Below are 25,975 nucleotides of genomic sequence, written 5' to 3'. Positions count from 1 at the left end.
AAAATCAGGGAGTTACTCATGGCATCATGTCGTTATTGTGGAAAGGAAATTACTTGGATGAAAGATGGGCGTAAAAACGTTCCAGTCGAAGGAGACGGTGCTGTCCACAAGTGTGAGAATATGATCAATGCCCGTAAGAGCTTCCGCAAAATCACTCCAACAGAGATCGATCCAGAACTACTTAAGCAGTATGAGAACGCGATAAATGAGAAGGCCAAAAAATAATAGCGGCCCCAATCAAAATCATTGCTAGACAATAGAATTGTCCCACAGAAAACAGGTTAAAGAAGAGCCCAATTTGTGGATCAGGAGTTCTAAAGAACTCAACAATGAAGCGACCAATTCCATAAATGATAAGAAAAAGGCCAGAGTTTAAAGCTGGTCTTTTTAAATTCTTTTTCAAAGTAAATAAAATGAGAAATAGGACAAATCCTTCGAGGAAGGCTTCATAAAGCTGTGAAGGATGGCGAGGGCTTGAGTCGTAAAGTCTTGGAAAAATCACTGCCCAAGAAACATCTGTCACTCTCCCCGCAAGTTCTCCATTGATAAAATTTGCGATTCGCCCAAACATAATGGCCGGGCCTACACTTGTTAGGACAATATCTGTTAGGGCAAAGAATTTAAGTCCGTGCTTTTTAGCGTAATAATATGTCCAAAGAGCTCCACCAATAAGTGCACCATGAAAGCTCATGCCACCTTGCCAAAAATAGAAAACGCGCTTTAAGTCTTGTGCATAGTAATTAAAATTATAAAAGAAGATATAAAAGAGCTTTCCACCTGCAAGCATCATAAAGAAGCCAGTGAATAAATAATTTAGATAGTGATGAAAAGAGACACTTAGTCCCTCTCTTTTTATGAGGTATTTTCCTAAATAAAGTGTCCAGAAGTAGCCAAAGAAGTAGGCCAACCAATACCAAGCAATCTTAACTCCCAAAAAATCGAGAGCAATTGGATTAAGATTGTGGACATAGTATTGCATTAATTAACCGTGAGATTTGTGATTAGCTTATTACACTCGTTAGTTAAATTATCCATGTGTTTGTCTTCAATTGCAAATCTCTCTTTATCTTGTGAGAAACGCTCTTGTTTTGATAGCTCTTTTCGAGATTGGTGAGTTGGGAAATGTTTAATTTCCTCATACATTGAAAAGATAATCGGATACTCTTCGTTTTCAACAAAGTCCACGCGGTCAATAAGCATTCTTAAACGAATACAGGCTTCACTTGCCTCACATTGTTTTTGAACAAAGGCACGAGCAATTGTAATAAGACTATCGCGCACGAATGCCTGGCGCTCTTTTTCCTTTGCTTCCATCTTGTCATGTTCAGCAATGCGCTTTCTCGTCTCTTCTTTAAGCTTAATATAGAAAAAGCCTACCCCCATTGAAAGGATAAATACTAAAACTGATAAAATGATAAATGCGATATTGTACTGTTCTTGAGTCATGGCCAATTTATACTGCTAAATCCTACATATGTGAAGGTTTTGGTGGATATGTTCCCTCTGGAGCTTCAACAAACCACTGCTTAACCTGCTGAATTATCGTGGACTGATCTTGAGGAAGACTCCCTCCAATTGGATACATATTTGAGACGTGATTAATTCTAAGTAAAATTTCTCGAGAGGCTTTTATCCCAGAGAGAATGTCGTGCATCTCCCCTAGTATCTCCTTAGTCGTAAGCATTTCAAAGCCTCGTTGTACCATTCGGTAATACGGAGTCCCCTCAACCGCCATTGTCGTAAGAAATGACAGGTAATCTGGTGAAATTTCAGAAAGAACTCTCGCCGTCTCGGCCACATGGGTCTCTGTATGTTTCTTCCCACCAAGCCCAAGCATGGCAATCACCGATAATTTCATCCCTGCATCCATGACTTTTTTTGATCCATCAATCATATCTTGGGCGCTATTGCCCTTAACCGTCATATGGAGAACCTTGTCACAACCAGACTCCATCCCAAGATAAGCGATTCCAAGCCCTGCTTCCTTTAGGTAACGAAGCTCATCTTCTGATTTATCCAGCATATTCTGAGCTGTTGCGTAGACACCGACGCGAATATCCCCAAACTCCTCGCCAATTGCCAAAAGACTTTTGTAGAGGTCTTCAGTTGGTGCCCCAAGCGCATCTCCATCACATAAAAATACTTTAGAGGGACGCATCTCAAATCGACGATAGTAAGCTGCCGCCTTTCTGATATCCTCGATTACCTCGACGCTGTTTCTCTCTTTATAAGTCTTAGATCGATACATATTGCAATATGTACATTTATTATTGGAGCAACCAATGGTTTGTTGTATAAGGAGAGAACGCCCTTCAGATGGAGGACGGAAAACAGGTTCGTGATATTTTATCGGGAAATCGTAAAACATGGCGCTACCTTAATCGATTTGGATTATTTATGAAAGAATATATCATTGAATCATATGCAGAGAAATACCTAGTTACTTCTAATATTGAACCTGAGTTCAATATTCTTTGTGATACGAAGTCGATTGCTCACCACCTGGCCCTATCTCTTAATTTAGGAACAATGGAGACTCCACTTCAAGGCCCTGAGCTTTTCACATTAATTGGAAATGTTCGCGGTATAAAAACATATAGCCTATCTCTTGTTTCACCAAACCTTAGAATTGATGAAGAGGCCGATATTAATGACTGTTGCCAGAGTGGATGCAGCGGTTGTCCTTACTTTAACGGATATTAATTTATGACTAAATTTAGCATTACGGCCAAGGCCAATACAGATACAACAGCAGCGGACCTACTTGCAGAAAAATGTGCGAAGTCAGGAATTGAGCTTTCAAAAATTAAGATCAAAAATCTTATGAAACAAGGTGCTTGTTGGACAAAGACTGCAAAGCCAGAACGTATTCGCAAGGCCAAGACAGAAATAAAGCGCGGCCAAACAATTAAATTATATGTCGATCCAAATATCGGTGAATTCGATATGAGTTCAGTTCAATGTATGCATGAAACTCACCACTATGGCGTTTACTTCAAACCTGCTGGACTTCTATGTCAGGGGACAAAGTATGGCGATGAATACACAATTCTTCGCGAAGTTCACAAGCGCACTGGTCGCGAACCTTTTCTCATTCACAGGCTAGATAAAGAAACAGCAGGCCTTATGATGATTGCATATACAAAGAAAGCTGCTCGAGCGTTTTCTGATCAAATTAAGAATCACAAAATTCAAAAGACGTATCAGGCCGAAGTCAAAGGGAAGCCAGAAAAAGTTAAGCGTCTTGAGAGTGTTATTGATGGAAAGGATGCTGTTCTAGAATATGAAGTGAAGAAATACCTCGATAAAACTGCTCTTGTAGAAGTTAATCTTATCACAGGCCGTAAACACCAGATTCGTATCCAATTTACTGAACTTGGTTTTCCAGTTATGGGAGATAATCGTTATGGTAAAGGTAATGGAAACGACACAGGTCTTGCCCTTATCGCTTCAAAATTAGTTTTTGATGATCCGTGGAGAAGTGGAAATTTAGTGACTGTTGAGCTTCCTGAAGAAAAGAGATTATTTTAATTACTTCTTTGTATTTTTAATACTATCTAACGAGATATTCTTAACTTTCAAGTTAAGCTCTTTCGCAATTGATTTTTTAACGAGTTCATTTTTATAGTCGACGATTGGATTCTTACTTCTTCTATTGATTGGAAATAAGTATTGGTCTTTTTCAAAAAATGCGATGTCGATTCTTCCGGCTTTCATACGCCAAAACTTAACATAGATTAAACTGACGTGCATCTATTACTTAGACTTATGCTACGTGTTCATTTTAAGAATGTAATATCAAGCTATTGAACGTTGAATTCTAAATCAACTTTGTCGTGAATAACCTTATCTGCCACAGTGCCCAATAAAGATGATCGATATTTGATGCCAAATTTTGTTCGGTCAAAGCTAACTTTCCCCGTGGCCTTCTTGCCATCATAGATCATATCGAATGTTAGTGGACGTGTAATTTTCTTAATCTTAAAGTCAGCAACGACTTTATATTTATTCTTTGCAATCTTTGTAATTGATTTTGTTTCCATCATCGCCGTTGGATATTTTTCGATCTCAAAGAAGTCACTTTGGCGAAGATGATTTTGTAGCTTATCCTTCCACTCACCTTCAAGATCACGCACATCGATTGTATTCATCTGCACAGTAAAAATTCCCTTAACAGGTTCTCCTTTATCATTGTGCTCAATCGTTCCTTTTTGAAATTTAACATGGCCCCAGTGCTTGCCACCAACTTTACTTGCATGCCATTTCAAAAAGCTTTTATCTGTATCGATCTCTTTAGCGAACGCTAGAATAGAAAGTAAAATACAAAAACCGATAATCAGCAACTTCATTCACTATCCTCCAAAAACATAACAACGTTAATAGTTGTAAGTATTCTAAGAGAAAACGAGATGCGCTAATAACTAAGTTTTCTTAAAGTTTGGTTAAACCGGTAAAAGAAAGGCATTCTCAAGATCAATAGCTAGTTTAACTTGTGAGCCAATGCTCACTTTAGAAGAGTCGGCCAATTGGAATCTTAGAATTTTTGCGTTCATTGTCGCAACTTCAACAAAGTCATACTCTCCGTGCCTAATTATCGACTTAACTCGTCCTTTTAGTTGTCCCTCACCTTCAACAAGCTTTAGGTATTTTGGACGAAAGGCCAGATAAACAAATTGATTATTTGTTTTGAGATTATCAGTTACTTCAAATTGACCAAAGTCGTTCTTAACAACGACACGCTCACCTTTCCTCTCTGTGATTGGTCCTGCAACGAGATTAATCATTCCCCCGAAACGAGCGGCATCAATTGAGAGTGGCCTGTCATAGAAGTCTTGAGGCCTTTGATATGTTTGAAGTTTTGCACCACTAAGATAAATAATTCGATCACTTAATGAATAAGCTTCTTTCAAGTTGTGAGTGACAAAAAGTAATGAGATTTCATTTTCTTTGAAAATTTCAAAAATTTCATGGCACAAGGTAGCCTTTAGAAATTCATCAATATTAGAAAATGGTTCATCTAGTAAAAGAACGTCTGGTGCGACAACCATTGATCTCGCAAAAAGAAGTCTTTGCAATTGTCCCGCCGAAAGTTGATCGAGCTTCTTATGATCTTTATATTCAAGGCCAAAGATTTCAATCATATCACGTACGCGATTCGTATCAGCACTTGGCTCATGGGCCAGTAAATGACTTTCAATATTTTCAAAAACCGTTAGGTCCCAGTTAAGATTATCAACACCTGAAACCATCTCAATTTTTAAGTTCTCGGCCTTCTCAACTTCTCCACTTAAGGGAGTTAGCTTTCCCGTAAGAATATTAAATAAAGTCGTCTTGCCTGTTCCAGAAGGACCAAGAAGTGTTAAAACCTCACCCTTATGGAGATCGAAAGAGATCTTATCAAACTGACAAATTGATTTTTGATCAAAATTATAAGTTAAATTATTTACCGCTAATACTTTCATTAACCCTAGACTCTCCCAATGAAGACAATCTGTAAATACAGGGTTTAAGCAGAATTTAAGAAATCTTTGTTCAAAAGAAAAAATGTTGCCTACGACAAGTAAATTAAACCCCTAAGGAGTCTTTATGAATTTTGACAAGGATCTGATTATTGAATCATTTGCGAGAATTGAGCCCAATTTAAAAAATTTCACAAATGCTTTCTTTGATAATGTCGTTATTCTCGAACCAGGTATGCAGAAAGTATTTGCTCATGCTGATCGAGAGCAACTAAAGGCATCCTTTATTAGGGCCCTAAGTATAACAATAAATAATTTAAAGAACCCGGAATACCTGAAATACTACCTGCAGGGACTTGGCGGAAACCAGATTAAATACGAAGTTTCAGAGACTTATTTTCCAATATTTGAAGAAGCCTTCATTCAAACATTAATGCTTTTTCATATGAATTCTTGGACTCCTAAACTAGAGACAGCATGGCGCGATTGCTTCTACTATATCGCAGAGTATATTTCTGACGGCATGGTGGATGCGACCCTGCGTAGAGAGTTTGAAGAATTTTTAGAGAAGAAAGAACATGTCGACTCTTTTAAAAAGGCAGCCTAACTACTTTCTAAAAAGTGTTGATTTGATTGTTAAATAATCACTACCTTCTTGCCACGTTTCACTTACTTCAACTTCATCTTCTGCAACGAAGTAGAAACGTAAAGTAAAGCCGTCTTCTTTTGAATAAATTGTAAGCTCGTCATTGTTAATGAAGCCAGAAACCTCTCCTTTGTAATAAAGAAGCGGCCCTCTTACCTCAAAGACAGAATAGGGATATTCAGCACTAAGGCCATTACAATTATATCCACCCTCTTGTATTTTAAATTTCGAAGCATCGTAAAAAAGCTTAAAATAGATTTGAGAACATTTTTGAGTTGATTTTGGAGTTTTTGCAACACCTTCACCAATCCATTTCCCACCAATACTAGCAAATGATAATTGAGTAAATAAAAAGAGAGTGATTAATTTCATGAGTTAATTATCTCTAGCTCTTGCCCTATAGTCAAAGGCCAACGACTTAAATATAATAATTGCTATGAATAAATTATTCCTTACCACGCTAATTTTTATTTTAACTTCTTGTGGCAGTTCAAAAACATTTTTGGGCCAAAAACAAGGAAGTGTATACTCTTCGACAATATTAAAGAGAAACCCTAGTGATGGTGCAGAAGTTGCTTTAAAAGCACGAATTCATAAGAAGCTCAAAAATAACTACTACCTCGTTCAAGACCAAGAGGGCATGATTCTCGTGAGAATTCCTGAGAAGTTATTTGGCCTAGATACTGACTATAATTATCAAACCCTCTTTCTACTGAAGGGTGAAACAGATAACGAATCAAAGCACTTCTATGTTGAAATAGAAGAGCTTGAAGTCATTAAGCCTTAGTCAGCTATTTGCCTACTAATCCTCTGAGCGACAAATATCATCTCCGTAGCGACGACATTCACCATCTGAAGCACGAGAGTCGCAATAAGGAGTACAGGCCGCATTGATTCCACAGAAATCTTCTTTATACCTACGACATTCGCCATCAGAAGTTCTTGAAGCACAATGGGCAACGCATCGCCACTGACGATCCTGAGGTGGCCTGCCATCTTCAGTACAATAATAACGAGTACCATCCACAACGACAGTTACATCTGCACTCACATTGGAGGCTAAAAAGAATAGAAATGTAATAAGAATGAGATTTTTCATCCATCCATTAACTCACAACCCTGACATTTTGTTTAGACTGGCCGCACATAAAGTTATGAATGACACTTTAGCTCAGGCATTTTATATTGAGCGAAACAATAAGGAGATCACATGGTTTCAGATATTTTTGACCCAAGTGCTTGGAAAGAAGTTGAAGGCTTCGATTTCAAGGACATTACATACCACCGCGCTGTAGATCAAGGGACAGTTAGGATTGCATTCAATCGTCCAGAGTGTCGCAACGCATTTAGGCCTCAAACTGTTGATGAACTTTACCGCGCCTTAGATCACGCAAGAATGTGGAGTGATGTTGGTGTTGTTCTTATTACAGGAAACGGGCCATCACCAAAAGATGGTGGTTGGGCATTCTGCTCAGGTGGCGATCAAAGAATTCGTGGAAAAGACGGATATAAATATGTTGATGGTGACGGAACTCCAGACCCAGCAAAACTTGGAAGACTTCACATCCTTGAAGTGCAAAGACTAATTCGTTTTATGCCAAAAGTAGTTGTTGCAGTAGTTCCTGGATGGGCAGTTGGTGGTGGACATTCACTTCACGTAGTTTGTGACATGACGATCGCTTCAAAAGAGCATGCAATCTTTAAACAAACGGATCCAGACGTTGCTTCATTTGACTCTGGTTACGGTTCAGCATATCTTGCTCGTCAATGTGGACAAAAACGTGCACGTGAAATCTTCTTCTGTGGTTTCAACTATAGCGCCGAAGAAGCATTTCAAATGGGTATGGTAAATAAAGTTGTTCCTCATGCAGACCTTGAGAAGGTTGCGCTTGAGTGGGCCAAAGAGATGAATTCAAAGTCACCAACAGCAATGCGTATGCTTAAATTTGGATTCAATCTTCTTGATGATGGTTTAGTTGGTCAACAGCTTTTTGCTGGTGAAGCAACTCGACTAGCTTACGGAACTGCTGAAGCACAAGAAGGCCGTGATGCTTTCGTTGAAAAGCGTGAAAAAGACTTCTCACAATTTCCTTGGCATTACTAAAATAAAACGGGGGCCTCCATGCCCCCTCGTTCTCTCTACTTCCATGAGAAAATTGTTGATAAATATTCTTTTGTTGCATTTTGACCTCGATCAATTATTGTCACCCCTATTTGATAGAAACCTTCAAGATCATATTTTCTTTTAAAAAAATTCTCGCTGAAATGACTTGATACAGTAAATTCATCGATCGTTTTACGGTCCAATATTTCGGATTCATTTTCACCAGAGAGGATCACTTGATAAAGAGTGTACTTATAAAATAGTTTATCAGCACTCACACAATTATCATCGGCATCTTTAAAGTGGAATTTTGGTAATTGTTTTCTAAATAATGGTGAATAATCAATTCGAGCAACTTCTTTTTCATCAGGAGGGGTAAAATCAAAACGTATAGGATTTGTCTCGATAATGACTGATTTTCGATTCCTCTTATCAACTGATTGAAAGTATACTTGAACCTCTTCACACTCTTTATAACCTAATCTAATTAAATCATGGCCATCAAGAAGTAGTTGATTTGTATTTTGCGGGAGTTTCTTCCATTCAACTTGTAGATAACTTTCTTTAGAGTAGTATCCGTAGTAAATCTCATTTACCTCTGATTTGTATTGATGATTCCAATAAAACCTTAACGGAGCCACCTTTGAGCCCCAGTTAGGAACCGGAGATTCATGAATAAAGCGATATGGAAATGCGACGGAGTAGCTATAGTTAACATCAATCACCTGCTTTGCACCTTGATAACTTTCAAAGAGATTTACTTCATAAATTTCATATTGATTTCTAGAAAGCATATGAGAACTAGAGTTGATCATCGAGTAATGTCCATTAAGACAATTAACCTGTTCAACATTTTCATTGCTCACATCAAGTAAGCGAACATAGCTCCCTTGAGAACAGTCGCCTTCGATTAGATGATCCATCGAAAAGATATCAATTCCTTTAGGGGCAAGTCTAATATCATCTGAAGGAATATAATCAAATGAAGTTGAAAAATTATTTGTTTTATAATCAATATAGAAGTCATGGCATTCTGCAAAGATGGTTGTCTCCCCCTCAAGATCATATTCTTCAGGATAAACAATAAATGCGCCATCATCTTGTCTTAGAGGGATGTTATGGCCATTAAGAATAATATTCTCTGATTTTTTTGTGTATAACCTTACATGACCATTGAGATAAGAGCGACCACAGGTCCCACTGATAATATGACGACCTCTTGCCCCTTCATCGTACTTTCCTTTAGGAGCAATAAAGTGAGGTGAAGTTTCGGCTTGCTTAAAATAATAAAACAACATTCTAAGATTTGATCGAAAGTCCCCATTTAACCCTTCGATAGGAACCTGGTAAAGCATTTGTCCAGACTTCTTTCGTGCCAAAATATCAAGTTTATAACTGAAGTTTCCATTGAGACAGTCAATAATATTCCCATCAACACTAACTCGATCAAAACCTTTACAAGTACCGATGATATCGAGGTTATCATCAAAGACACCGACGATAGTCTCACTTAGAAAAATTGAATGATCATCATTTCTAAATTTAATTGGCCTAACAGTAAAATCAGAACTGTTACCATATTCATCAACTTGATTAATATAAAGATAAGTCTCAATACTTTCGGCATTGATTTTTGAAAAATAGATTGGCGCAAGAAATATACCGTTAGAACAACCTGCAGTTTTCACAAAGTCTGCAATATAGCTACCTCTTATAAAGACCGTTCCTTTTTTCTTACATCGACCAGAAACGTAAATAGTACGCCCGTAGTAATATCCGGCCATCGGCGTATCAACGACAACTTTTCCAGGCTTCTTTGTCACCACATTAGGAATTGAAATGGTAATTGAATAACCATCTTGAGTAATAAAAACGTCCTGGCGACCTTCGATATTATCTTGAAAGAATAAAACCTTGCGATACTTGTCATCAAAGCATTGAGAAGTGTATGCCTGATCTCTTGCCAAGTTATTTGAAAAAAAAGATATCAAAAGATTATTTGTACATTCCCCTTCAATAACAACTCTTTGCCCATTTAATCTTCTAGAGACTAAATGTGCTGTAAGGGATCCTTTTACAAGTTGCTGAGTAGTATTGACAGAACTAATCGTACGACTACGTTCTTGGCAGCCTTCAAGAAGAAAGATGAGAATAAGAATGGTGTAAATATACTTATATTCCACACCATTCTTATCGAGATTACGTCATTTTATCGAACTTAAAATTGATTAAAAATTGCCGTTAAAATTAATACGATAATTAAGTTACCAAAGAAAATTATATCTCTGAGGCTTATCGTTAAATTCAAGGCCTTAACAATCTCACTTTTTGAAGGAGATTTACCATTCTTTAACTGAAGTTGTTTAAATAGCTTTGATTCGATTTTCTTTTTAAAGTGCTGATCTTTAAAAAAAGCGATCCTCAGTCCAATAATAAGACAAACAAAGTATAACCACAGATTAGAAATTCCTAAATCTTTAGCAAAAATGTAAGTAATAATCATTGGTATTTGAACTACGATCAAATAAACAAAGAGAGTTAGAATATTATTTTGTATGCCAATAGTGAGCATTACATTAGCCTTTTAACGACTTCTAAAAATAAAAGCCAAGTCTTTTCAACTGAAGCAATTGAAACTTGCTCATCAGGAGAATGGGCACCAGTAATCGTCGGGCCAAAGCTAATGATGTCTACATCTGGCATCGCTTTAGAAAGGATTCCACATTCAAGGCCTGCGTGAATAGATGAAATCTTAGGAGCTTTACCTCTTAAGTCTTTAAAGACCTCTCCTGTAATTGAAAGAATCTTAGATTCTGGATTTGGTTTCCATCCAGGATATGCTCCTTCAAGAATGGCCTTCCCATCGAGATCTTTTTGAGCTGAAATCATTTCTTGAGCAAAGTTATCTCTCGCCTCTTCACTCGCACTACGAATGAGATTTGCCATATTAAACTTTCCAGCTTCAAGAGTGATAACACCTAAGTTTGTCGATGTCTCCACGACACCTTCAAAGTGTTGATCCCAAGCTTTTACACCGTGTTGACAATTACTAATTGCAGATAGGACTAGCTTAGAGTCCTCAATTGAAAGAGCATTTGCTTCTTCATTTAAAGTGGCCAATTCAAATTTTAGGCCACCTTCTGCATGTTGATTTTTCTCCCAAAGAGATTCAAAGTTTTCACGAATCTTTGGAAGGTTCACTTCGCTTGTATAGAAGTCAACAAAAGCTTCTCTTGCAATGGCATTTCTTAAAGAGCCGCCCTTTATTGATACAAGTTGGATATCATCAACGCCTGCAAAAACATTTGGGATTAACTTATTTGCATTAAGACGGCCACGGTGAATATCAATTCCAGAGTGTCCACCTTTTAAACCTTTAATTGCAATTCTTTGACGTACGCCTTTAGCAGCTATTTGATTAAATTCTTTTTCAAAAATTAAATCAACACCACCGGCACATCCAATAATTAGCTCATCTTCTTCTTCGGTATCAAGATTAAGCATAATCTTACCTTCGAAGTGATCACCCTTTAGCCCAATTGCTCCATGCATTCCTGCTTCTTCACAAGCTGTAAAAACACATTCTAATGGAGGGTGTGCAATATCTTTACTTTCAAGAAGTCCCATCGCAAAGGCACAACCAATACCATTATCCGCACCTAGAGTTGTTCCATTTGCACGTACCCAATCACCATCGATAATCGTCGTGATAGGATCTATTTTGAAATCATGTGAGTTACCTTCATTTTTTTGAGCAACCATATCAAGATGGCCTTGAAGGATAATAGGAGCAGAGTTCTCCCCCCCTAGCTGACCAGGCTTTTTGATAATGACATTATTTACTTCGTCACGATATGTTTCTAAACCTAAACTCTTTCCAAATAGAAGTAATAAAGTTTGTACTGCCTCTTCGTGGTAGCTAGGCCTAGGAGTATCTAGTAATTTTTGAAAATTTGACCAAACATATTTTGGACTTAATTGATCGACACGTGATTGATTCATAAAATAACCTACTTGTTATGTTTATAAACAATCTACTATGAAGATCAATTTTAGCAAAGCCCAAAAGCTATGCTGCTTCTTCGCCATCATCTTCCTGTGAAAAAGGAAAATGTGGAAATTGAGGGTGATTTTGCGCTTCTTCAATTAAGTACTTATCGACAATATGTGGACGCCAACTCAAGTAAACACCATCAAATTTATCGAGACTTAAGTTTTCATCGTAATGGGGGCTTCTCTTCACATCCATATGATAGATATCGATACTGCCTTCTTTTTCAAAGTAATTTCTAAGGTTAGAGCCTCGAGATAAGTAGAGTTTGCGCACCGTCGACACGTCTGCAGCAGATTCAATATTCAAAATGATATTATAGTGGCGATAATCCACTGCTAGATTGATCGAATTACACTTTAAATCTGGCTTATAGTCATATCTTTTACAATCACTTGTCCCCAAATTATGAATGAGCAATACTTTTTCAAAGATTGCTCCACCATGCTTTTGTGCTGCTCTTGCGCGAGATTTCGAAATCGTTATGGAAGCGGCCCCTTTATAGCGCAAAAAGTCAAAATCAATTCCTGCAACAAAACCTGGTCGCAAGACATCATTAAGTAAGAGAGTAAAATCACTCTCATCTGACATGGCCACTAAGTGAGACAACTTAGAAGTGCTTATGGCCAAGTAGCGTTTTTGGCCATAGATATTCTTTAGCTCAACAATCGCCTTTGTCCCTGCATAAACTTCAATCCAATTTACTTGTTTTCTTGTTTGAAGCGCAATGTCACCAAAGATACCTGAATCAGGCCCTCCCATTAGGACATTACAGCCAAGACTTTTCATTAAGAGCTTAGAAAAATGCTGCACATAAGATTTATGTACATTTATATATTCTAACAACTCCTCTTTAAAAAAGATTTGTTCACATAATTTTTCCAACTCTAATTCGAATTCTTGCTTTTTCATGTCTGACCTATCGTCTTCCAAACGATACGCACTGAGTTAAAAAAAGTTAATTTAGTCAAGCCTCCTTAAAGCTGATAACGACTAGCAAAAGGCCCGAAAAGATGATAAAAAAGCATGTATAAATCAAATACAAAAAACTGAATTTAACTCAAAAAGTCGAGGATCTATGTCTAATTTTCTAGAAGATTATCACGCACATGTTGAGGAAAGGGCCAAAGAAGGTATTCCTCCATTAGCATTAACAAAAGAACAAGCAACAGAAGTTGTAAAACTTCTTGAATCTGAGCCAACTCAGGAGCTTTTAGATCTTTTAAAAGATCGTATCAATCCAGGTGTTGACCCTGCTGCACAAGTAAAGGCAAGCTTTCTAATTGGTATTACAAAAGGTGCACACACTTGTTCACTAATTTCAAAAGAATATGCAGTTGAATTATTAGGTACAATGGTTGGTGGTTTCAACCTTCAAGGCCTAACTGATATCGTAGCAGGAAGTGATGAAGCACTTGCAAAGCTTGCTGCTAAAGAATTAAAAAACCTTCCTCTTGCAGTAAACGTTTTTGATGACGTTAAAAAACTAGCAGATGGTGGAAATGCTATTGCTAAAGAGATCATCGAATCTTGGGCAAATGCAGAATGGTTTACTAATAAGCCACAAGTTGATGAGTCAATCAAAACTGTCGTTTACAAAGTAGACGGTGAAATCAATACAGATGACTTCTCTCCTGCTCCATTTGCATTTACAAGAGCGGATATCCCTCTTCACGCAAATGTTATGGGTGGATCACTTTTCCCAGAAGGTCCAAAGCAAATCTCAGACCTTAAAGAAAAGTTTAACCTTCCTGTTACTTTCGTTGGTGACGTTGTTGGTACAGGTTCTTCTAGAAAGTCAGCAATCAACTCTCTTCTATGGTGTATTGGTGACGATATTCCTTTCGTACCTAACAAGAGACGTGGTGGTGTTATTATCGGTCAAACAATTGCTCCGATCTTCTTTAACACTGCTCAAGACTCTGGTGCTCTTCCAATCCACGGATTTGATGTATCAGCGCTTACAACAGGAACAGTAATTGAAGTTCGTCCACTTGAAGGAAAGATCCTTGATGAGAAAGGTAGCGAACTTGCAAAGTACGATGTTGCTCCAGAAACAATTCTAGATGAGTATAGAGCTGGTGGTCGTGTTCCTCTAATTATCGGAAAAATGCTAACAGATAAAGCAAGAGCGTCTCTTGGACAAGGAACTGCTGATGATTCAGGAATCTTTGCTAAGCCACACACAACTCTTGCACACGAAGGTCAAGGTTATACTCTTGCTCAAAAAATGGTTGGGAAAGCATGTGGAGTGACAGGAATTCTTCCAGGTACTTCATGTCTTCCAAAAATGACAACAGTTGGTTCACAAGATACAACTGGGCCAATGACAAGAGATGAGATGACTGAGCTTGCATGTCTAAAGTTCAATGCTGATCTTGTAATGCAATCATTCTGTCACACAGCTGCTTATCCAAAGCCAAGTGACGTTATCACTCACGCAACTCTTCCAGAATATATCAGAAACAGAGAAGGTGTAGCACTAAGACCAGGTGATGGTATTATCCACTCTTGGCTTAACCGTCTTCTAATTCCAGATACTGTTGGTACTGGTGGTGACTCTCACACTCGCTTCCCTCTTGGAATTTCATTCCCAGCAGGATCAGGGCTTGTCGCATTTGCTGCAGCACTTGGTGTTATGCCACTTGATATGCCAGAATCAGTTCTTGTACGTTTCACAGGAAAGTTACAACCAGGTATCACTCTTCGTGACGTTGTTAACATGATTCCTTACCAAGCAATTCAAGAAGGCCTACTAACTGTAGAAAAGAAAGGTAAGAAAAATATTTTTGCTGGTCGTATTCTAGAAATGGAAGGTCTTCCAGATCTTAAACTTGAGCAAGCATTCGAACTTACTGATGCAACTGCAGAAAGAAGTGCTGCTGGTTCAACAATTAAACTAAGCCGTGAAACAGTAGTTGAATACTTAAGATCAAACGTTGCTCTTATGCAGTCAATGATCGCAAACGGTTTTGGACACGTTGGAACACTAGAGAGACGTATCGCAGAAGTTAATGATTGGATTGAAAATGGTGAGCTGATGGAAGCGGATGCAAACGCTGAGTACGCTGCTGTTATCGAAATCAATCTTGATGAAATGAAAGAGCCAATCGTTGCTTGTCCAAACGATCCAGATGACGTTAAGAAACTAAGCGATGTTCAAGGTGATAAAATTGATGAAGTATTCATCGGTTCTTGTATGACAAATATCGGTCACTTCAGAGCGGCAGCAACTGTTCTTGAAGGTCAAGGTCAAGCTGATGCAAGACTTTGGATTTGTCCTCCAACAAAAATGGATCAAGATCAACTAACAAGAGAAGGTTTCTACGCGAAGTTCGCTGCTGCTGGTGCTAGACTTGAAATGCCAGGTTGTTCACTATGTATGGGTAACCAAGCACGTGTTAAAGATGGTGTAACAGTGTTCTCAACTTCAACTCGTAACTTCAATAACCGTATGGGTAAAGATGCTCGTGTTTACTTAGGATCTGCTGAGCTTGCTGCTATCGCTGCAAAACTTGGTTACCTACCAAAACCAGATGAGTACCTAGAGATGATGCAACCACTTCAAGGTAAGGACGATTCAATCTATCGTTACCTAAACTTTGATCAGATGGAAAATTTCTCAATTGATGAAGCTTAATAAAAGCAACATAGATAAAAAAGAAAGGGAGCTTAATAGCTCCCTTTTTTTTATTCGCAAAATTCTTTAATTACTTTCTTAACTCTTTTGATCTCAACTTTCCTTCCCGTGTACGGAGCAAACTCTCCATACCAACGATTATAGTGAAAGAATTTATCTCCATAATTGTAGCGAACCTTTTGCAGCTCTCCAGGAAAATTACTATCAACTGCATAAAGAGTATAACCTGTTCTCGTCTTCTTCATATCCACAACAAGCCAAGCGTGAGCATCGATTCCCTTAATTTGTAATTTCTGATAAGTCACATCACCTTGATTAACAACGCGATCATAAAGTCCATCCATCATCTTTCTCATACCATTTTCGCTTCGCTTAGCTGTTCCAAGTAAACCAATCACCCACTGCTGATTAATAAACCCATCAGTTCTTTGCCAAGCCTCAAGTTCATTTTGAATTAAGTGATCATTATCAATTGAGAACTCTCTTAAGTTTCGATAACCAGGAATCTCAACGACACTACGGCCTCGACGAATTGCTTTTATGATAGTCTTCGCTTCATCTTCTGATGGTTTCGAATACTCTGGCCTAAAGATTCCAAGATAAAGGGCATTACGATGAAAGCGCGAGTGCCACCAACAAACACCACCATTAAGAAGGCCTCCGTAATTTCTAAAGCCCATGTGAGCACTTATCTTTGTCATCATCTGATTCCTAACAAAGTGCTTATTTTCTCTTTCTTTACAGAATTTCTGCTTAGTCGTTTGGGCCATGGCAGAATGTGCGCTAAATGTTGTTAACGCTATCAAAAGTGATAGATAAATAGATCTCATAGAATCGTCCCGTGTTTTTGTTCTAGATGGATTTTTATAACGCATCGCCACCAAACTCAAGGGAGCCTATAAAATCTTCTGTAAAACCATGGGAGTCTTTTGTAATTACGACTACTTAGATTGTTTGCTTTGACAAATCTTCGCTTTCGGATTCATTTCACAAAGAGCTTGCTTAAGCATCTGATTCTCTTCTTCAAGCTTTTTAGTTCTGGCCTCAAGAGAAGCAATATCTCTTCCCTGATCCTTTGAAATAGAAAATAAACTCTTAACGGCTTCAATAAGCGGCGCAACTAATTTTGCGTAAGCAACACTTAAATAACCATTCTCATCTCTTGATACGGCCTCAGGAAATACCTTCTCTACGTTTTGAGCAATAACACCGATATCTCTTCCTTCTTTAAAGTTCTTTTGAGGAAATTCATCTTTTCTCCACTCGAAATAAACTCCATCTAGAAGAGAGAGCTTATCTAAAATTGAGATTTCACTAGAGATCGATGTCACTTTCTTTTTGAGACGCTCATCAGATGTTGAGTCAAAGGCTGCTGTCCCTCTAACTGATCCATTTACATCTAAGGCAAAGGACCCACTTGGCGTAGTTGTAAGAATCCCTACGTTTCCATTTGTTCCGTTTACATTTAGCACATCAGTAAGAATGGCATCCCCAACTGATAGATTAATGTCTCCAGCAAATGCATGCATGCGCATTCCATTAGCTGTTTCAGGTGCTGAGTGAAATAGCATGACATCAGACCATGAAGCATCAGGAAAATCTGCGGCCCAGTCATAATTTGAATTAAGAAGCGCAAAACCGGCTTCTGAACCATCCGCAAGGAGTGTGAAGTTTACTTCAGAAGAAATTCCAACATTAGAATCTTGAATTTTCATTTCCGCATGAGAGTCCGAAATATGAAGATCGGCCGCTGGTGTATTTGTTCCGATCCCAACATTACCACCAAGGTTTACATAGAGACCTTCATCTAGGCCAGAATAAGAAATATAATTGGCCCCAATTTGAAAGTTCTGCGTGGCCATGTGACTTCCAAGATCATCACCAGATACTGTAAGATCCGCAGGTTCCCACTCAGAAAAAGTACCATTCCAAGTTAAGACTTGTCCGTTAGAAGGAGGATTTGGAGATACACTTCTAGATTGTAATGTCGTATCACTTGCAGGAAGATTATACAGGTTTGTTGCATCTAAGGAAGGCAGTTTACCATCTAATTCAAGACGAAGTAACTCTCCACCCGCATTTGATGTTAATAGAGTTATATCGTAATAGTCACCAACATCAGAAATACTAAAGTCAGTGCTAAAGTTAAAACCTTTAAATTGAAGTTCGCTACCATTCTTTTGTGCAAATACCCCGTAAGAACCACCGAGATTACTGGCCGTATTGACTTCACCTGCGGCAGCAATACCTGTTAATTGTGAACCATCGATAGCAGGTAGTCGTCCAGAAGCATCAAGACGTAGTAATTGGTTTGCTCCATTAGAAGTATTAACTCCCACTTGAACATCATTTACATTTTCAGTAATAGCAAGGTCACTCGTTACTGTCAGACCTTTTAATTCAAGATCAACACCTGTCTTTTGTTTAAATAAGCTAGCACCACCGACACTAGAAATCGTATTAGACTCCCCACCTGCTCCCGCACTTATTGTTTGCGGCTCCCATTGAGAAGCAGTGTTATTCCACACAAGGGCCTGCCCATCAGTAGGAGCAGTAGAAGCAACGGCACGAGATTGAATTGTATTATCCGATGTAGCAATACCAGTTAACTGTGAACCATCAACAGCAGGTAAACGTCCGAAAGCATCAAGTCTTAAAAGCTCGTTGGCCGCATTTGCAGTTGTTACATTAATTTGCACATCATTAGTATTACCTGTCAGAGTAATATCACTTCCACCAGTTAAACCTTTAAAGACGAGATTCGTTCCAACTTTTGCTTGGAATAAACCTTCTCCTCCAGCACTAGAAGCAGTATTGGCTTCACCACCGGCACCACCAGTAACAATTGTAGTTGGTTCCCATTGAGAGCTTGTACTATTCCATAAAAGAGCTTGTCCATTGGCAGGAGCAACAGCAGATACTGTACGAGATTGAATTGCTGTTGCATCAGAGCTTCCACCAGCAATTCCTGTTAGAAGAGATCCATCAATCGCAGGTAGACGACCAGAGGCATCCAGTCTTAAAAGTTGATTTGCACCATTTGATGTATTGATCTGTAGATCAACAGTATTCGTACTACCAGAAACAGTGAAGTCTGTAGATCCTTGAAGACCTTTAAGAATTAAATCAACACCCGATTTTTGCTTGAAAAGTGAAACTCCTCCAGCACTTGAGATTGTGTTATTCTCACCAGACCCACCACCAGAAATAATCGTTTGTGGCTCCCACTGTGAAGTTCCGTTATTCCAAACAAGCGCCTGTCCATCGGCAGGAGCAGTTGTCGCAACATTGCGAGTCTGAAGAGTTGTCGCATCAGAGCTTGCAGCTGCAAGTGTTTGAGGCTCCCACTCTGAAACAGAATTATTCCAAGTAAGAACCTGGCCATCAGTTGGCGCAGTTGATGAAATATCTCTCGTTTGTAAGCTAACAGCATCACCTGATGCAGAAGCCGCAATACCAGTTAAAAGAGATCCATCTAGTGCAGGAAGACGTCCGAAAGAGTCAAGACGAAGAATCTGTCCCGCTCCATTTGAAGTATTTATTCCGATTTGAATATCATTTGCATTTCCTGTTAAAGAAATATCAGTAGTATTTGATAGCCCTTTAAAGACTAAGTTTGAGCCTACTTTATTTTGATAAATTGCTTCGCCACCTGCACTTGAGGCCGTATTAACTTCACCACCAGCACCTCCAGCAGTAATAGTGGCAGGCTCCCACTGCTGACTTACATCATTCCATAAAAGTGCCTGACCATTTGTAGGTGCGGCAGCAGAAACATCTCGTGATTGTAAAGTTGTATCCCCACCACCTGCTGCGATTCCAGTTAGCAAAGAACCGTCGAGTGCCGGAAGACGACCAGAAGAATCTAATCTTAGAAGTTGATTGGCACCGTTGGCCGTATTGATTTGAAAATCAACTGTATTTGTACTCTCATTAATAACGAAATCAGATGAACCTAAAATACCACGCATAACAAAGTCCACACCAGACTTCTGCTTAAAGATAGAAGCACCAGATGCTGTCGACATCGTGTTAGTTTCACCACTTCCACCACCTCCACCAGAGATGCCTGTTAACTGGGAACCATCAAGAGCAGGTAGTCTTCCAAGAGAATCAAGTCTTAGAAGTTGGTTTGCACCATTTGCTGTGCTTATTTGAAGACCAAGAGAGTTTGATCCTTCAGTAATATTAATATCAGAAGATGGAGAAAGACCTTTAAACTGAAGCTGACTACCAACTTTTTGTTTGAAGATTGAAGTTCCACCAGTTGAGTAAACTGTATTGGCCTCTCCAGTTCCACCTCCACCACCGCTTGCGATAGTTGAAGGAACCCAAGAAGAATTACTACTGCTCCAAACAAGTGCCTGGCCATCAGTAGGAGTGATATTCGAAACGAGTCGATTGTGAATTGAAGTTGCATTTGTTGAAGAACCACCTTCATCTGTACCAATAACCCAATTTGTTCCATTGAACTTTAAAATAGAGCCTGAGATTGCTCCACTTGTATCTGTATCGTAAAGATCATCAACTGTGAGATTAACCGCACCTAACTTTCCATTAACAGAGGTAACGCTAGAAGTTGGTTGATTAGCAGGTGCCCACTTTCTTGTGATGGCATTGTATTGGAGTATCTGCCCATGAGAAGCACCAAGATCTGGAAGATCAACATTAATCGTAAACGTGCTTGCACCATTTGCACTTTGCAAAGTCATCGTAAGAATTTGATTTAGAGGAAGAAGAGTATTTGAAAGAGCATCTGCAATGATTTCTCCCTCATTTTGCGATCCAATTGAAAAGTCTGAAGTCGTCCCACTCTTATCAGTGATGCGAATATTTTCAACCTTATGAAGACTTGAACCTACAATTCTAAGCTTATCACCTTGAACACTAATATTGCTTACCTGAACTTCTCCACGTGAATTTTCACGACGTTGAATCTCAGGCACACAACTAGTAACCAGTAGCTGTAGGCATAAAATATGAATGTATGATTTCTTAAATATCTTCATCATTTCGCCTCTTTATCGACGAGCTCAATTAAATTCGTATGAGAATTTTAATACAAATTAAAAATCGGCAAATAAAGTACTGAAATGATAAGAGGTAGACTAAAAAGATGGGGCATTGCTGCCCCAAAAATACGGCATTTTAAATACTTATAAAATTATGAATTTGTACAAAGACGCTCTTCCACAATGAGATGAGAAATATTGTACTTAGCTAAAATTTTCTCGCGGTAGTATTCACTCCCCTTCAAATTACAATTGTAAATCATCACTTCACAAGCATGAGCATTTGGAGCAATTCTCCAGAGGTGAAGGTCTGCTATTTCTATATCATCATCGTGAGAGAAAAGTTTTCTAATCTCTTCCTCATCAAATAATTTAGAGTTCCCATCAAGTAGTTCCCAGACTGTATCTTTAGCAAGTCCCCATGCCCATTTTAAGATAACGATGGCACCTAGAATTCCAATAATAGGATCGGCCCAGTTCCAACCAAAATACTTTCCAGCAAAGAGTGCCGCAATGGCCATGACAGAAGTTAGAGCATCGGCAATAACATGAAGAAGTGCTGAGCGGTGGTTGTGGTCATGAACATGGTTATGGCCATGACTGTGATCGTGACTGTGACCGTGATCATGTCCATGATGATGGTCATGGGAGTCCCATAGAAGAACTGCACTTAGGATATTTACAATTAAACCAATGATGGCCACAAGGATGGCCGTTTCAAATTTAATTTCCATTGGATTTAAAAAGCGGCCAATAGATTCAACTCCCATCACAATAGCAACAATTCCCAACATAAGCGCACTTGTGTAGCCTCCCAAAGGAATCATCTTACCTGCACCAAAGCTAAGCTTTTCATTTATTTTTTCAGAACGTGCCAAGCGGTAAACGATAACAGTTATCCCAAGTGCACCAACGTGAGAGCCCATATGCCAGCCATCAGCAAGTAAGGCCATTGACCCCGTAAAATAACCATAGCCAATCTCTGCTACCATCGTGACAAATGTTAAAAGAATAACAAGCATCGTTCTCTTTTCATTTGAGCCTAGACGATCATCTTCTAGGACATAATTATGTGGTTCTAAATGTTCTTTATGTTTCATACTTTACTTCCAATAAGTTTTTATTAAATTTACTAATTCAATTGCAGCTTCATCCTGAGGAGTCTTTGGATCAAGTGGTGAAACCATCACATGGTTCTTCACATGTTCTTCAATCAACTCTCCAGTTAGGCCATTAAGTCCACCGCGACACGCGGCCAGAGTTTGTAAAATGCTGTAGCAATCCTTATCTTCTTCAAGAGCACGCTCAACCGCTTCAAGTTGTCCCTTGATACGTCTTATTCGCGTGATAATTTTTTTCTTATTTTGATGAATATGGGCCATCGTTAACCTCCGCTCACTATACTATACCCCAGTATAATATATAAAGATAGAGCGAAGAAATGCCCTGTAAAATCATAAACTGGTCCTTAAAAATGGTGTTATGGGATTCTAAAAAAATTAGAAGCATTGTTTTCAAAGTAAGTAATTTTAAATACTTAACATGAACTAAGTAGACTACCTCTTGCATAACTTTCCATATGAAAGTTATCTGCCCTAATAAAACATGTTCATTTCCAAATAATATTATTAAAGACGGAAGTTATTTTCGTGCGGACGATTCTCGCAAGATTCAACGCTTTCGTTGTAAAAATTGTGGAAAACGATTCTCTCACGCAACCTACAGTGACCACTATAGGCATCGCAGAAGGCGAGATACTTCGACGATAGAGCACCTTCTTTGTTCAAAAGCATCGATGAGGCGAATTGCAAGAGTCCTACGTATTGATCGTAAAACCATCGCCAGGCGCATGGATATTCTCGAAAAAAGAGCGCTAAGAAATCATGCAAAACTTATCAAGCATCTAGAAAATAATAAAATATCTCACATGCAATTTGACGATATGATCACTCATGAGCACACAAAGATGAAGCCTCTTTCAATCTCTCTTGCCGTAGACAAGAAGACTCGTTTGATCCTTGGAGCCGAGGTTTCACAAATTCCAGCATTTGGTCACCTCGCAAAAAAATCACGTAAAAAATATGGATATAGACCGAGCTTTCACGAAGTTGGGCTAACGCAATTATTTGAAAAAATTTATAAAACGATTGATATCGACGCTACCGTTAGCTCAGATATGTTTAAGACCTATCCCAAGTTTATTTCAAAATACTTATCATCTTGCACATATAAAACTTACGAAGGTGGAAGGTCATGTGTTGCAGGTCAGGGAGAATTGAAGAAGAAAGGTTATGATCCGCTATTCATCTTAAATCACACCTGTGCGATGTTTAGGGATTCAATTAATCGGCTTGTGAGAAAAACATGGTGCTCCACAAAGTCTCCGAGAAGACTTCAGCAGCACCTAAATATCTTTATAAGCTATTATAATTTTAAGTATCTACGCTATGAGATTAACACCATTTGAAAGGGCCAGTTATTATTAATCAAAGCTTTGTCTAAAGTATGAACGAGGAAATTTTAAAAGCTCAAGTTTAGGAATATTGAAGTCCCCAATTTTTGTATCATTGAGTGTTACGGCATAGAACTCATTCTTGCCTTCTTTTCCAATAACGAAAACATTTAACTCCTCACCTTGCATGAAGAGCTTGTGTTCACCAAACTTACGGTATTCACCAAAGGTAGTCTTTTGATCTTCAAGTGGAAGTGTTTCCGGTCCTAAAGGTAGACGAAAACGATAACTACTAACAAGGTTTCCAGCAACAATCATGGCATTACCGCGATTAAGTTTCGTTGTGGCCTTGTTAATGAAGTAATCCATAATATAAGCGATAAGATCGACATCTTTTAAATTAAGGTCATAAATCTTTTGTTCGTTACCTTCTAAACGAGACTGACGATTTAAAATCACTTGTGAAATAAAAACATTTCCTGAAGGATGTAAAATACGAACCGTATTACCTTGATCCTTTGAAATATCCCAGGCCCATTCTGTTGTTGGAAAAAGTGGTGTTAGTGTTACAGTTTTTGAATTCATATTTGGATCCTAATCACATTGTTCCAAGTAGTAAAGATCTTGGTAAGTTTCTCGCTTTCTTATTAAACGATTTTTATCGCCATCAACAAGCAACTCACATGCTCTTGGTCTTGAATTATAATTACTAGACATCGTAAAGCCATAAGCACCACAAGAGCGAATTGCTAACAACTCTCCCTCACTTAGTTCAAGCTCCCTATCTTTTGCAAGATAATCCCCTGTCTCACATACTGGGCCAACGATATCAAAATTTTCTTTTATTCCTCTAACTGATTGATCGACTTTGATGACTTCTTGCCATGCTTGATAAAGGGCCGGTCGCATTAAATCATTCATTGCCGCATCAACAATAGCAAAATGCTTCCCCTCATTTTCCTTAATGTACTCAAGCTTTGTCACAAGTATTCCCGCATTAGCAGCAATCGCTCGACCAGGTTCAAAGATAAGTTCTAACTCAGGATAGTCCTCAAGGCTCTTAATTACTTGAGCAAGATATTCACTTGGATGAGGAGGAACTTCATCACGGTATTTAACTCCTAATCCCCCTCCTAGATCAATATGCTTAAGGGGCGTACCGTTTTTTCTTAGAGTATCAACTAATTGTTTTAGCCTCTCTAATGCCTCTAGAAAAGGACCGATATTAGTAAGCTGCGAACCAATGTGGCAGTCAATGCCTTCGACACTGATCGAGTCTAATGAATGTGCGATGTCATAGACTTCTTGCGCTTTTTGAAATGAAATACCAAATTTATTTTCTTTTAAACCTGTTGCAATATATGGGTGCGTTTTAGCATCGACATCTGGATTCACTCTAATTGAAACCGGTGCCTTCTTTTTCATTTTTTTAGCAACTTCATTAATTCTTCTAAGCTCAGCTACTGATTCGACATTTAAGCATTTAATACCTTTTTCAAGTGCAAACTCAATTTCATCATAAGACTTTCCTACCCCAGAAAAAACCGTCTTTGATGCTTGTCCACCTGCTGCCAATACTCTTTCAAGTTCACCACGAGAAACGATATCAAAACCACTGCCCATTGCGGCCAGTTCTTTTAAGATATTAATATTTGAATTCGCCTTAACTGCATAACAAATTAAATGACGATGTTCTTTTAAAGGTTCTTGAAAAGCTAGAAAGTGTCTCTTAAATGTTTTCAAAGAATAGATATAAAGTGGAGTTCCATACTTTTGAACAAGATCGGCTACTTTATTATCCTCTGCAAATAATTCATTTTCTCTATAATTGAAAAAATCCATTTTAGTCCTTATCTACTTCTCTAGTTATTAAGCTGCATTCATACAGCATTCCTAATCCGCCATTAAATGATATTTTTAAGAAACCTTGGCCTTCTTCTTTTAATTTAAAACCGTACTTCTCATGCATCTTAATAGAGGTTTTATTTTTTGCATTAACAACATAATAAGCTTTCGTTGAAATTTGCCCAATGTGTTTAAGTCGCTCTTGAGTTAAGAGATCACCAATACCACGGCCACGATATTCTGGAAGAACAGTAAGTCCCATAAGATACCAACCGACAGGTGCTTTGTACTTATACTGATTGACCATTTCTTGTGTATAGAGAATTGATCTTCCATAACCAACTATTTCTTCATCAAGAATGGCAACAATCAGATGAAAACCTTTTAAGTTTCCACCACGGGCCAACTCTTTTTTCGTTCTTTCAAAAAAGAAAGAATAATCAAGGTTTGGATCAATATTATTTTCATTAATAATACGAGCAATGGCCTGAGCATCATCATACCTAGCATATCGTGTTTTTATTTCGTCAGGTACAGGCCTAGACTTGTGATCCACAATATAAGGACAGTATGAATTATACTCTTTATATGTTTTAGACGATGACTTCAATGTTTGAGTAATTAACTTTTTAAACATAATTTAATCTATTATAGCTCATCCATAAAAGTGGTGGAGATTATTAATTCAATTAATAAAGTTTTTATTTTAGATGATGTTCTTATGTGTTTTAATTGTGACAAATACAAACTATTTAACAATGACCGA

General features: G+C 38.3%; 27 protein-coding genes. 8 read left to right on the top strand and 19 right to left on the bottom strand.

The annotated features are described in order from the left end of the window. The first annotated feature begins 18 nt into the window (after positions 1 to 18). Positions 19 to 225, top strand: coding sequence for a hypothetical protein (locus tag C0Z22_RS01575; RefSeq protein ID WP_103216575.1), 207 nt, complete (start codon positions 19 to 21; stop codon positions 223 to 225). On the opposite strand, the gene lgt is transcribed toward C0Z22_RS01575, so the two are convergent. The 3 genes from lgt to C0Z22_RS01560 are packed head-to-tail and all read right to left on the bottom strand — an operon-like array spanning position 182 to position 2,368. Further along, a complete protein-coding gene (gene lgt, locus C0Z22_RS01570) occupies positions 182 to 979 on the bottom strand; it encodes a prolipoprotein diacylglyceryl transferase (protein WP_103216574.1) in 798 nt (265 codons plus the stop codon). The genes C0Z22_RS01575 and lgt overlap by 44 nt on opposite strands. Continuing rightward, the gene (locus C0Z22_RS01565) at positions 979 to 1,446 is read right to left on the bottom strand and encodes a DUF2489 domain-containing protein (RefSeq protein WP_103216573.1); all 468 of its coding nucleotides are present in this window, start codon (positions 1,444 to 1,446) and stop codon (positions 979 to 981) included. Before C0Z22_RS01565 ends, lgt begins: the two co-directional genes overlap by 1 nt. A gap of 22 nt (positions 1,447 to 1,468) precedes the next feature. Beyond that, positions 1,469 to 2,368, bottom strand: coding sequence for a radical SAM protein (locus tag C0Z22_RS01560; protein WP_103216572.1), 900 nt, complete (start codon positions 2,366 to 2,368; stop codon positions 1,469 to 1,471). On the opposite strand from C0Z22_RS01560, the gene C0Z22_RS01555 reads away from it, so the two are divergent. Together C0Z22_RS01555 and C0Z22_RS01550 are read left to right on the top strand one after the other, a co-directional pair. After that, positions 2,317 to 2,703, top strand: a complete 387-nt coding sequence (locus C0Z22_RS01555) for a hypothetical protein (protein ID WP_103216571.1) — start codon at positions 2,317 to 2,319, stop codon at positions 2,701 to 2,703. The two genes, C0Z22_RS01560 and C0Z22_RS01555, sit on opposite strands and share 52 nt — an antisense overlap. 3 nt (positions 2,704 to 2,706) lie before the next feature. Further along, on the top strand, positions 2,707 to 3,531 hold the full coding sequence (locus C0Z22_RS01550) for an RluA family pseudouridine synthase (protein WP_103216570.1): 825 nt from the start codon (positions 2,707 to 2,709) through the stop codon (positions 3,529 to 3,531). Here the strand turns inward: C0Z22_RS01550 and C0Z22_RS01545 are convergent, their stop codons facing one another. The 3 genes from C0Z22_RS01545 to C0Z22_RS01535 all read right to left on the bottom strand — a co-directional run bounded on the left by C0Z22_RS01545 (position 3,532) and on the right by C0Z22_RS01535 (position 5,462). Next, complete coding sequence (locus C0Z22_RS01545; RefSeq protein WP_103216569.1) at positions 3,532 to 3,753, bottom strand: hypothetical protein; 222 nt, start codon at positions 3,751 to 3,753, stop codon at positions 3,532 to 3,534. 50 nt (positions 3,754 to 3,803) lie between these two features. Next, complete coding sequence (locus C0Z22_RS01540) at positions 3,804 to 4,349, bottom strand: YceI family protein (RefSeq protein WP_103216568.1); 546 nt, start codon at positions 4,347 to 4,349, stop codon at positions 3,804 to 3,806. A 93-nt stretch (positions 4,350 to 4,442) separates the two neighbouring features. Beyond that, on the bottom strand, positions 4,443 to 5,462 hold the full coding sequence (locus tag C0Z22_RS01535; RefSeq protein ID WP_103216567.1) for an ABC transporter ATP-binding protein: 1,020 nt from the start codon (positions 5,460 to 5,462) through the stop codon (positions 4,443 to 4,445). A gap of 124 nt (positions 5,463 to 5,586) precedes the next feature. Between C0Z22_RS01535 and C0Z22_RS01530 the strand changes: the two genes are divergently transcribed. After that, entirely contained in the window at positions 5,587 to 6,066 is a 480-nt protein-coding gene (locus C0Z22_RS01530; protein ID WP_103216566.1) for a globin domain-containing protein, read from the top strand. Here the strand turns inward: C0Z22_RS01530 and C0Z22_RS01525 are convergent, their stop codons facing one another. Beyond that, positions 6,067 to 6,477 (bottom strand): hypothetical protein, encoded by a 411-nt coding sequence (locus C0Z22_RS01525; RefSeq protein WP_103216565.1) that lies wholly within the window; start codon positions 6,475 to 6,477, stop codon positions 6,067 to 6,069. A 64-nt stretch (positions 6,478 to 6,541) separates the two neighbouring features. Between C0Z22_RS01525 and C0Z22_RS01520 the strand changes: the two genes are divergently transcribed. Beyond that, entirely contained in the window at positions 6,542 to 6,892 is a 351-nt protein-coding gene (locus C0Z22_RS01520) for a NirD/YgiW/YdeI family stress tolerance protein (RefSeq protein WP_103216564.1), read from the top strand. 15 nt (positions 6,893 to 6,907) lie between these two features. Here C0Z22_RS01520 and C0Z22_RS01515 read toward each other — a convergent pair whose 3' ends face one another. Beyond that, positions 6,908 to 7,204 (bottom strand): hypothetical protein, encoded by a 297-nt coding sequence (locus C0Z22_RS01515; RefSeq protein WP_103216563.1) that lies wholly within the window; start codon positions 7,202 to 7,204, stop codon positions 6,908 to 6,910. Between the two features lie 111 nt (positions 7,205 to 7,315). Between C0Z22_RS01515 and C0Z22_RS01510 the strand changes: the two genes are divergently transcribed. Then, entirely contained in the window at positions 7,316 to 8,209 is an 894-nt protein-coding gene (locus C0Z22_RS01510; protein ID WP_103216562.1) for a 1,4-dihydroxy-2-naphthoyl-CoA synthase, read from the top strand. A 35-nt stretch (positions 8,210 to 8,244) separates the two neighbouring features. Here the strand turns inward: C0Z22_RS01510 and C0Z22_RS01505 are convergent, their stop codons facing one another. The 4 genes from C0Z22_RS01505 to C0Z22_RS01490 form a co-directional block, all read right to left on the bottom strand. Then, on the bottom strand, positions 8,245 to 10,392 hold the full coding sequence (locus C0Z22_RS01505) for a hypothetical protein (protein ID WP_103216561.1): 2,148 nt from the start codon (positions 10,390 to 10,392) through the stop codon (positions 8,245 to 8,247). 35 nt (positions 10,393 to 10,427) lie between these two features. Then, positions 10,428 to 10,781: a hypothetical protein gene (locus C0Z22_RS01500; RefSeq protein WP_103216560.1), complete on the bottom strand. Its 354-nt coding sequence runs from the start codon at positions 10,779 to 10,781 to the stop codon at positions 10,428 to 10,430. Continuing rightward, on the bottom strand, positions 10,781 to 12,211 hold the full coding sequence (pepD, locus tag C0Z22_RS01495; protein ID WP_103216559.1) for a beta-Ala-His dipeptidase: 1,431 nt from the start codon (positions 12,209 to 12,211) through the stop codon (positions 10,781 to 10,783). The genes C0Z22_RS01500 and pepD overlap by 1 nt, the downstream gene beginning before the upstream one ends. Before the next feature lie 67 nt (positions 12,212 to 12,278). Then, positions 12,279 to 13,172, bottom strand: a complete 894-nt coding sequence (locus tag C0Z22_RS01490) for a hypothetical protein (RefSeq protein WP_103216558.1) — start codon at positions 13,170 to 13,172, stop codon at positions 12,279 to 12,281. A gap of 166 nt (positions 13,173 to 13,338) precedes the next feature. On the opposite strand from C0Z22_RS01490, the gene acnB reads away from it, so the two are divergent. Continuing rightward, positions 13,339 to 15,900: a bifunctional aconitate hydratase 2/2-methylisocitrate dehydratase gene (acnB, locus tag C0Z22_RS01485; RefSeq protein WP_103216557.1), complete on the top strand. Its 2,562-nt coding sequence runs from the start codon at positions 13,339 to 13,341 to the stop codon at positions 15,898 to 15,900. A 50-nt stretch (positions 15,901 to 15,950) separates the two neighbouring features. Here acnB and C0Z22_RS01480 read toward each other — a convergent pair whose 3' ends face one another. From C0Z22_RS01480 to C0Z22_RS01465, 4 genes are all read right to left on the bottom strand, one after another. Then, positions 15,951 to 16,730, bottom strand: a complete 780-nt coding sequence (locus C0Z22_RS01480) for a hypothetical protein (RefSeq protein WP_103216556.1) — start codon at positions 16,728 to 16,730, stop codon at positions 15,951 to 15,953. 111 nt (positions 16,731 to 16,841) lie between these two features. Further along, on the bottom strand, positions 16,842 to 20,912 hold the full coding sequence (locus C0Z22_RS01475; RefSeq protein WP_103216555.1) for a tail fiber domain-containing protein: 4,071 nt from the start codon (positions 20,910 to 20,912) through the stop codon (positions 16,842 to 16,844). Between the two features lie 152 nt (positions 20,913 to 21,064). After that, positions 21,065 to 22,012 (bottom strand): CDF family Co(II)/Ni(II) efflux transporter DmeF, encoded by a 948-nt coding sequence (gene dmeF, locus C0Z22_RS01470; protein ID WP_103216554.1) that lies wholly within the window; start codon positions 22,010 to 22,012, stop codon positions 21,065 to 21,067. Between the two features lie 3 nt (positions 22,013 to 22,015). Beyond that, complete coding sequence (locus C0Z22_RS01465; RefSeq protein ID WP_103216553.1) at positions 22,016 to 22,294, bottom strand: metal/formaldehyde-sensitive transcriptional repressor; 279 nt, start codon at positions 22,292 to 22,294, stop codon at positions 22,016 to 22,018. A 197-nt stretch (positions 22,295 to 22,491) separates the two neighbouring features. Here C0Z22_RS01465 and C0Z22_RS01460 point away from each other — a divergent pair, with 197 nt between their 5' ends. Next, positions 22,492 to 23,379 carry an IS1 family transposase gene (locus C0Z22_RS01460; RefSeq protein WP_146037749.1) on the top strand — a complete coding sequence of 296 codons (888 nt, stop codon included), beginning with the start codon at positions 22,492 to 22,494 and terminating at the stop codon, positions 23,377 to 23,379. A 15-nt stretch (positions 23,380 to 23,394) separates the two neighbouring features. Here the strand turns inward: C0Z22_RS01460 and C0Z22_RS01455 are convergent, their stop codons facing one another. Genes C0Z22_RS01455 through C0Z22_RS01445 form a run of 3 tightly spaced genes read right to left on the bottom strand, consistent with a single transcriptional unit; the run spans position 23,395 to position 25,846 of the window. Beyond that, positions 23,395 to 23,949 (bottom strand): hypothetical protein, encoded by a 555-nt coding sequence (locus C0Z22_RS01455; protein WP_103216551.1) that lies wholly within the window; start codon positions 23,947 to 23,949, stop codon positions 23,395 to 23,397. Positions 23,950 to 23,958: 9 nt separating this feature from the next. Beyond that, positions 23,959 to 25,206, bottom strand: a complete 1,248-nt coding sequence (gene lysA, locus C0Z22_RS01450) for a diaminopimelate decarboxylase (protein WP_103216550.1) — start codon at positions 25,204 to 25,206, stop codon at positions 23,959 to 23,961. A gap of 1 nt (position 25,207) precedes the next feature. Continuing rightward, positions 25,208 to 25,846: a GNAT family N-acetyltransferase gene (locus C0Z22_RS01445; RefSeq protein ID WP_103216549.1), complete on the bottom strand. Its 639-nt coding sequence runs from the start codon at positions 25,844 to 25,846 to the stop codon at positions 25,208 to 25,210. Between the last annotated feature and the right edge of the window lie 129 nt (positions 25,847 to 25,975).

This window comes from Halobacteriovorax sp. DA5 (assembly GCF_002903145.1).
GTDB lineage: Bacteria > Bdellovibrionota > Bacteriovoracia > Bacteriovoracales > Bacteriovoracaceae > Halobacteriovorax_A.
Note: the sequence above shows the minus strand (reverse complement) of the source record. Positions and strands in the feature narration are given on the sequence as shown.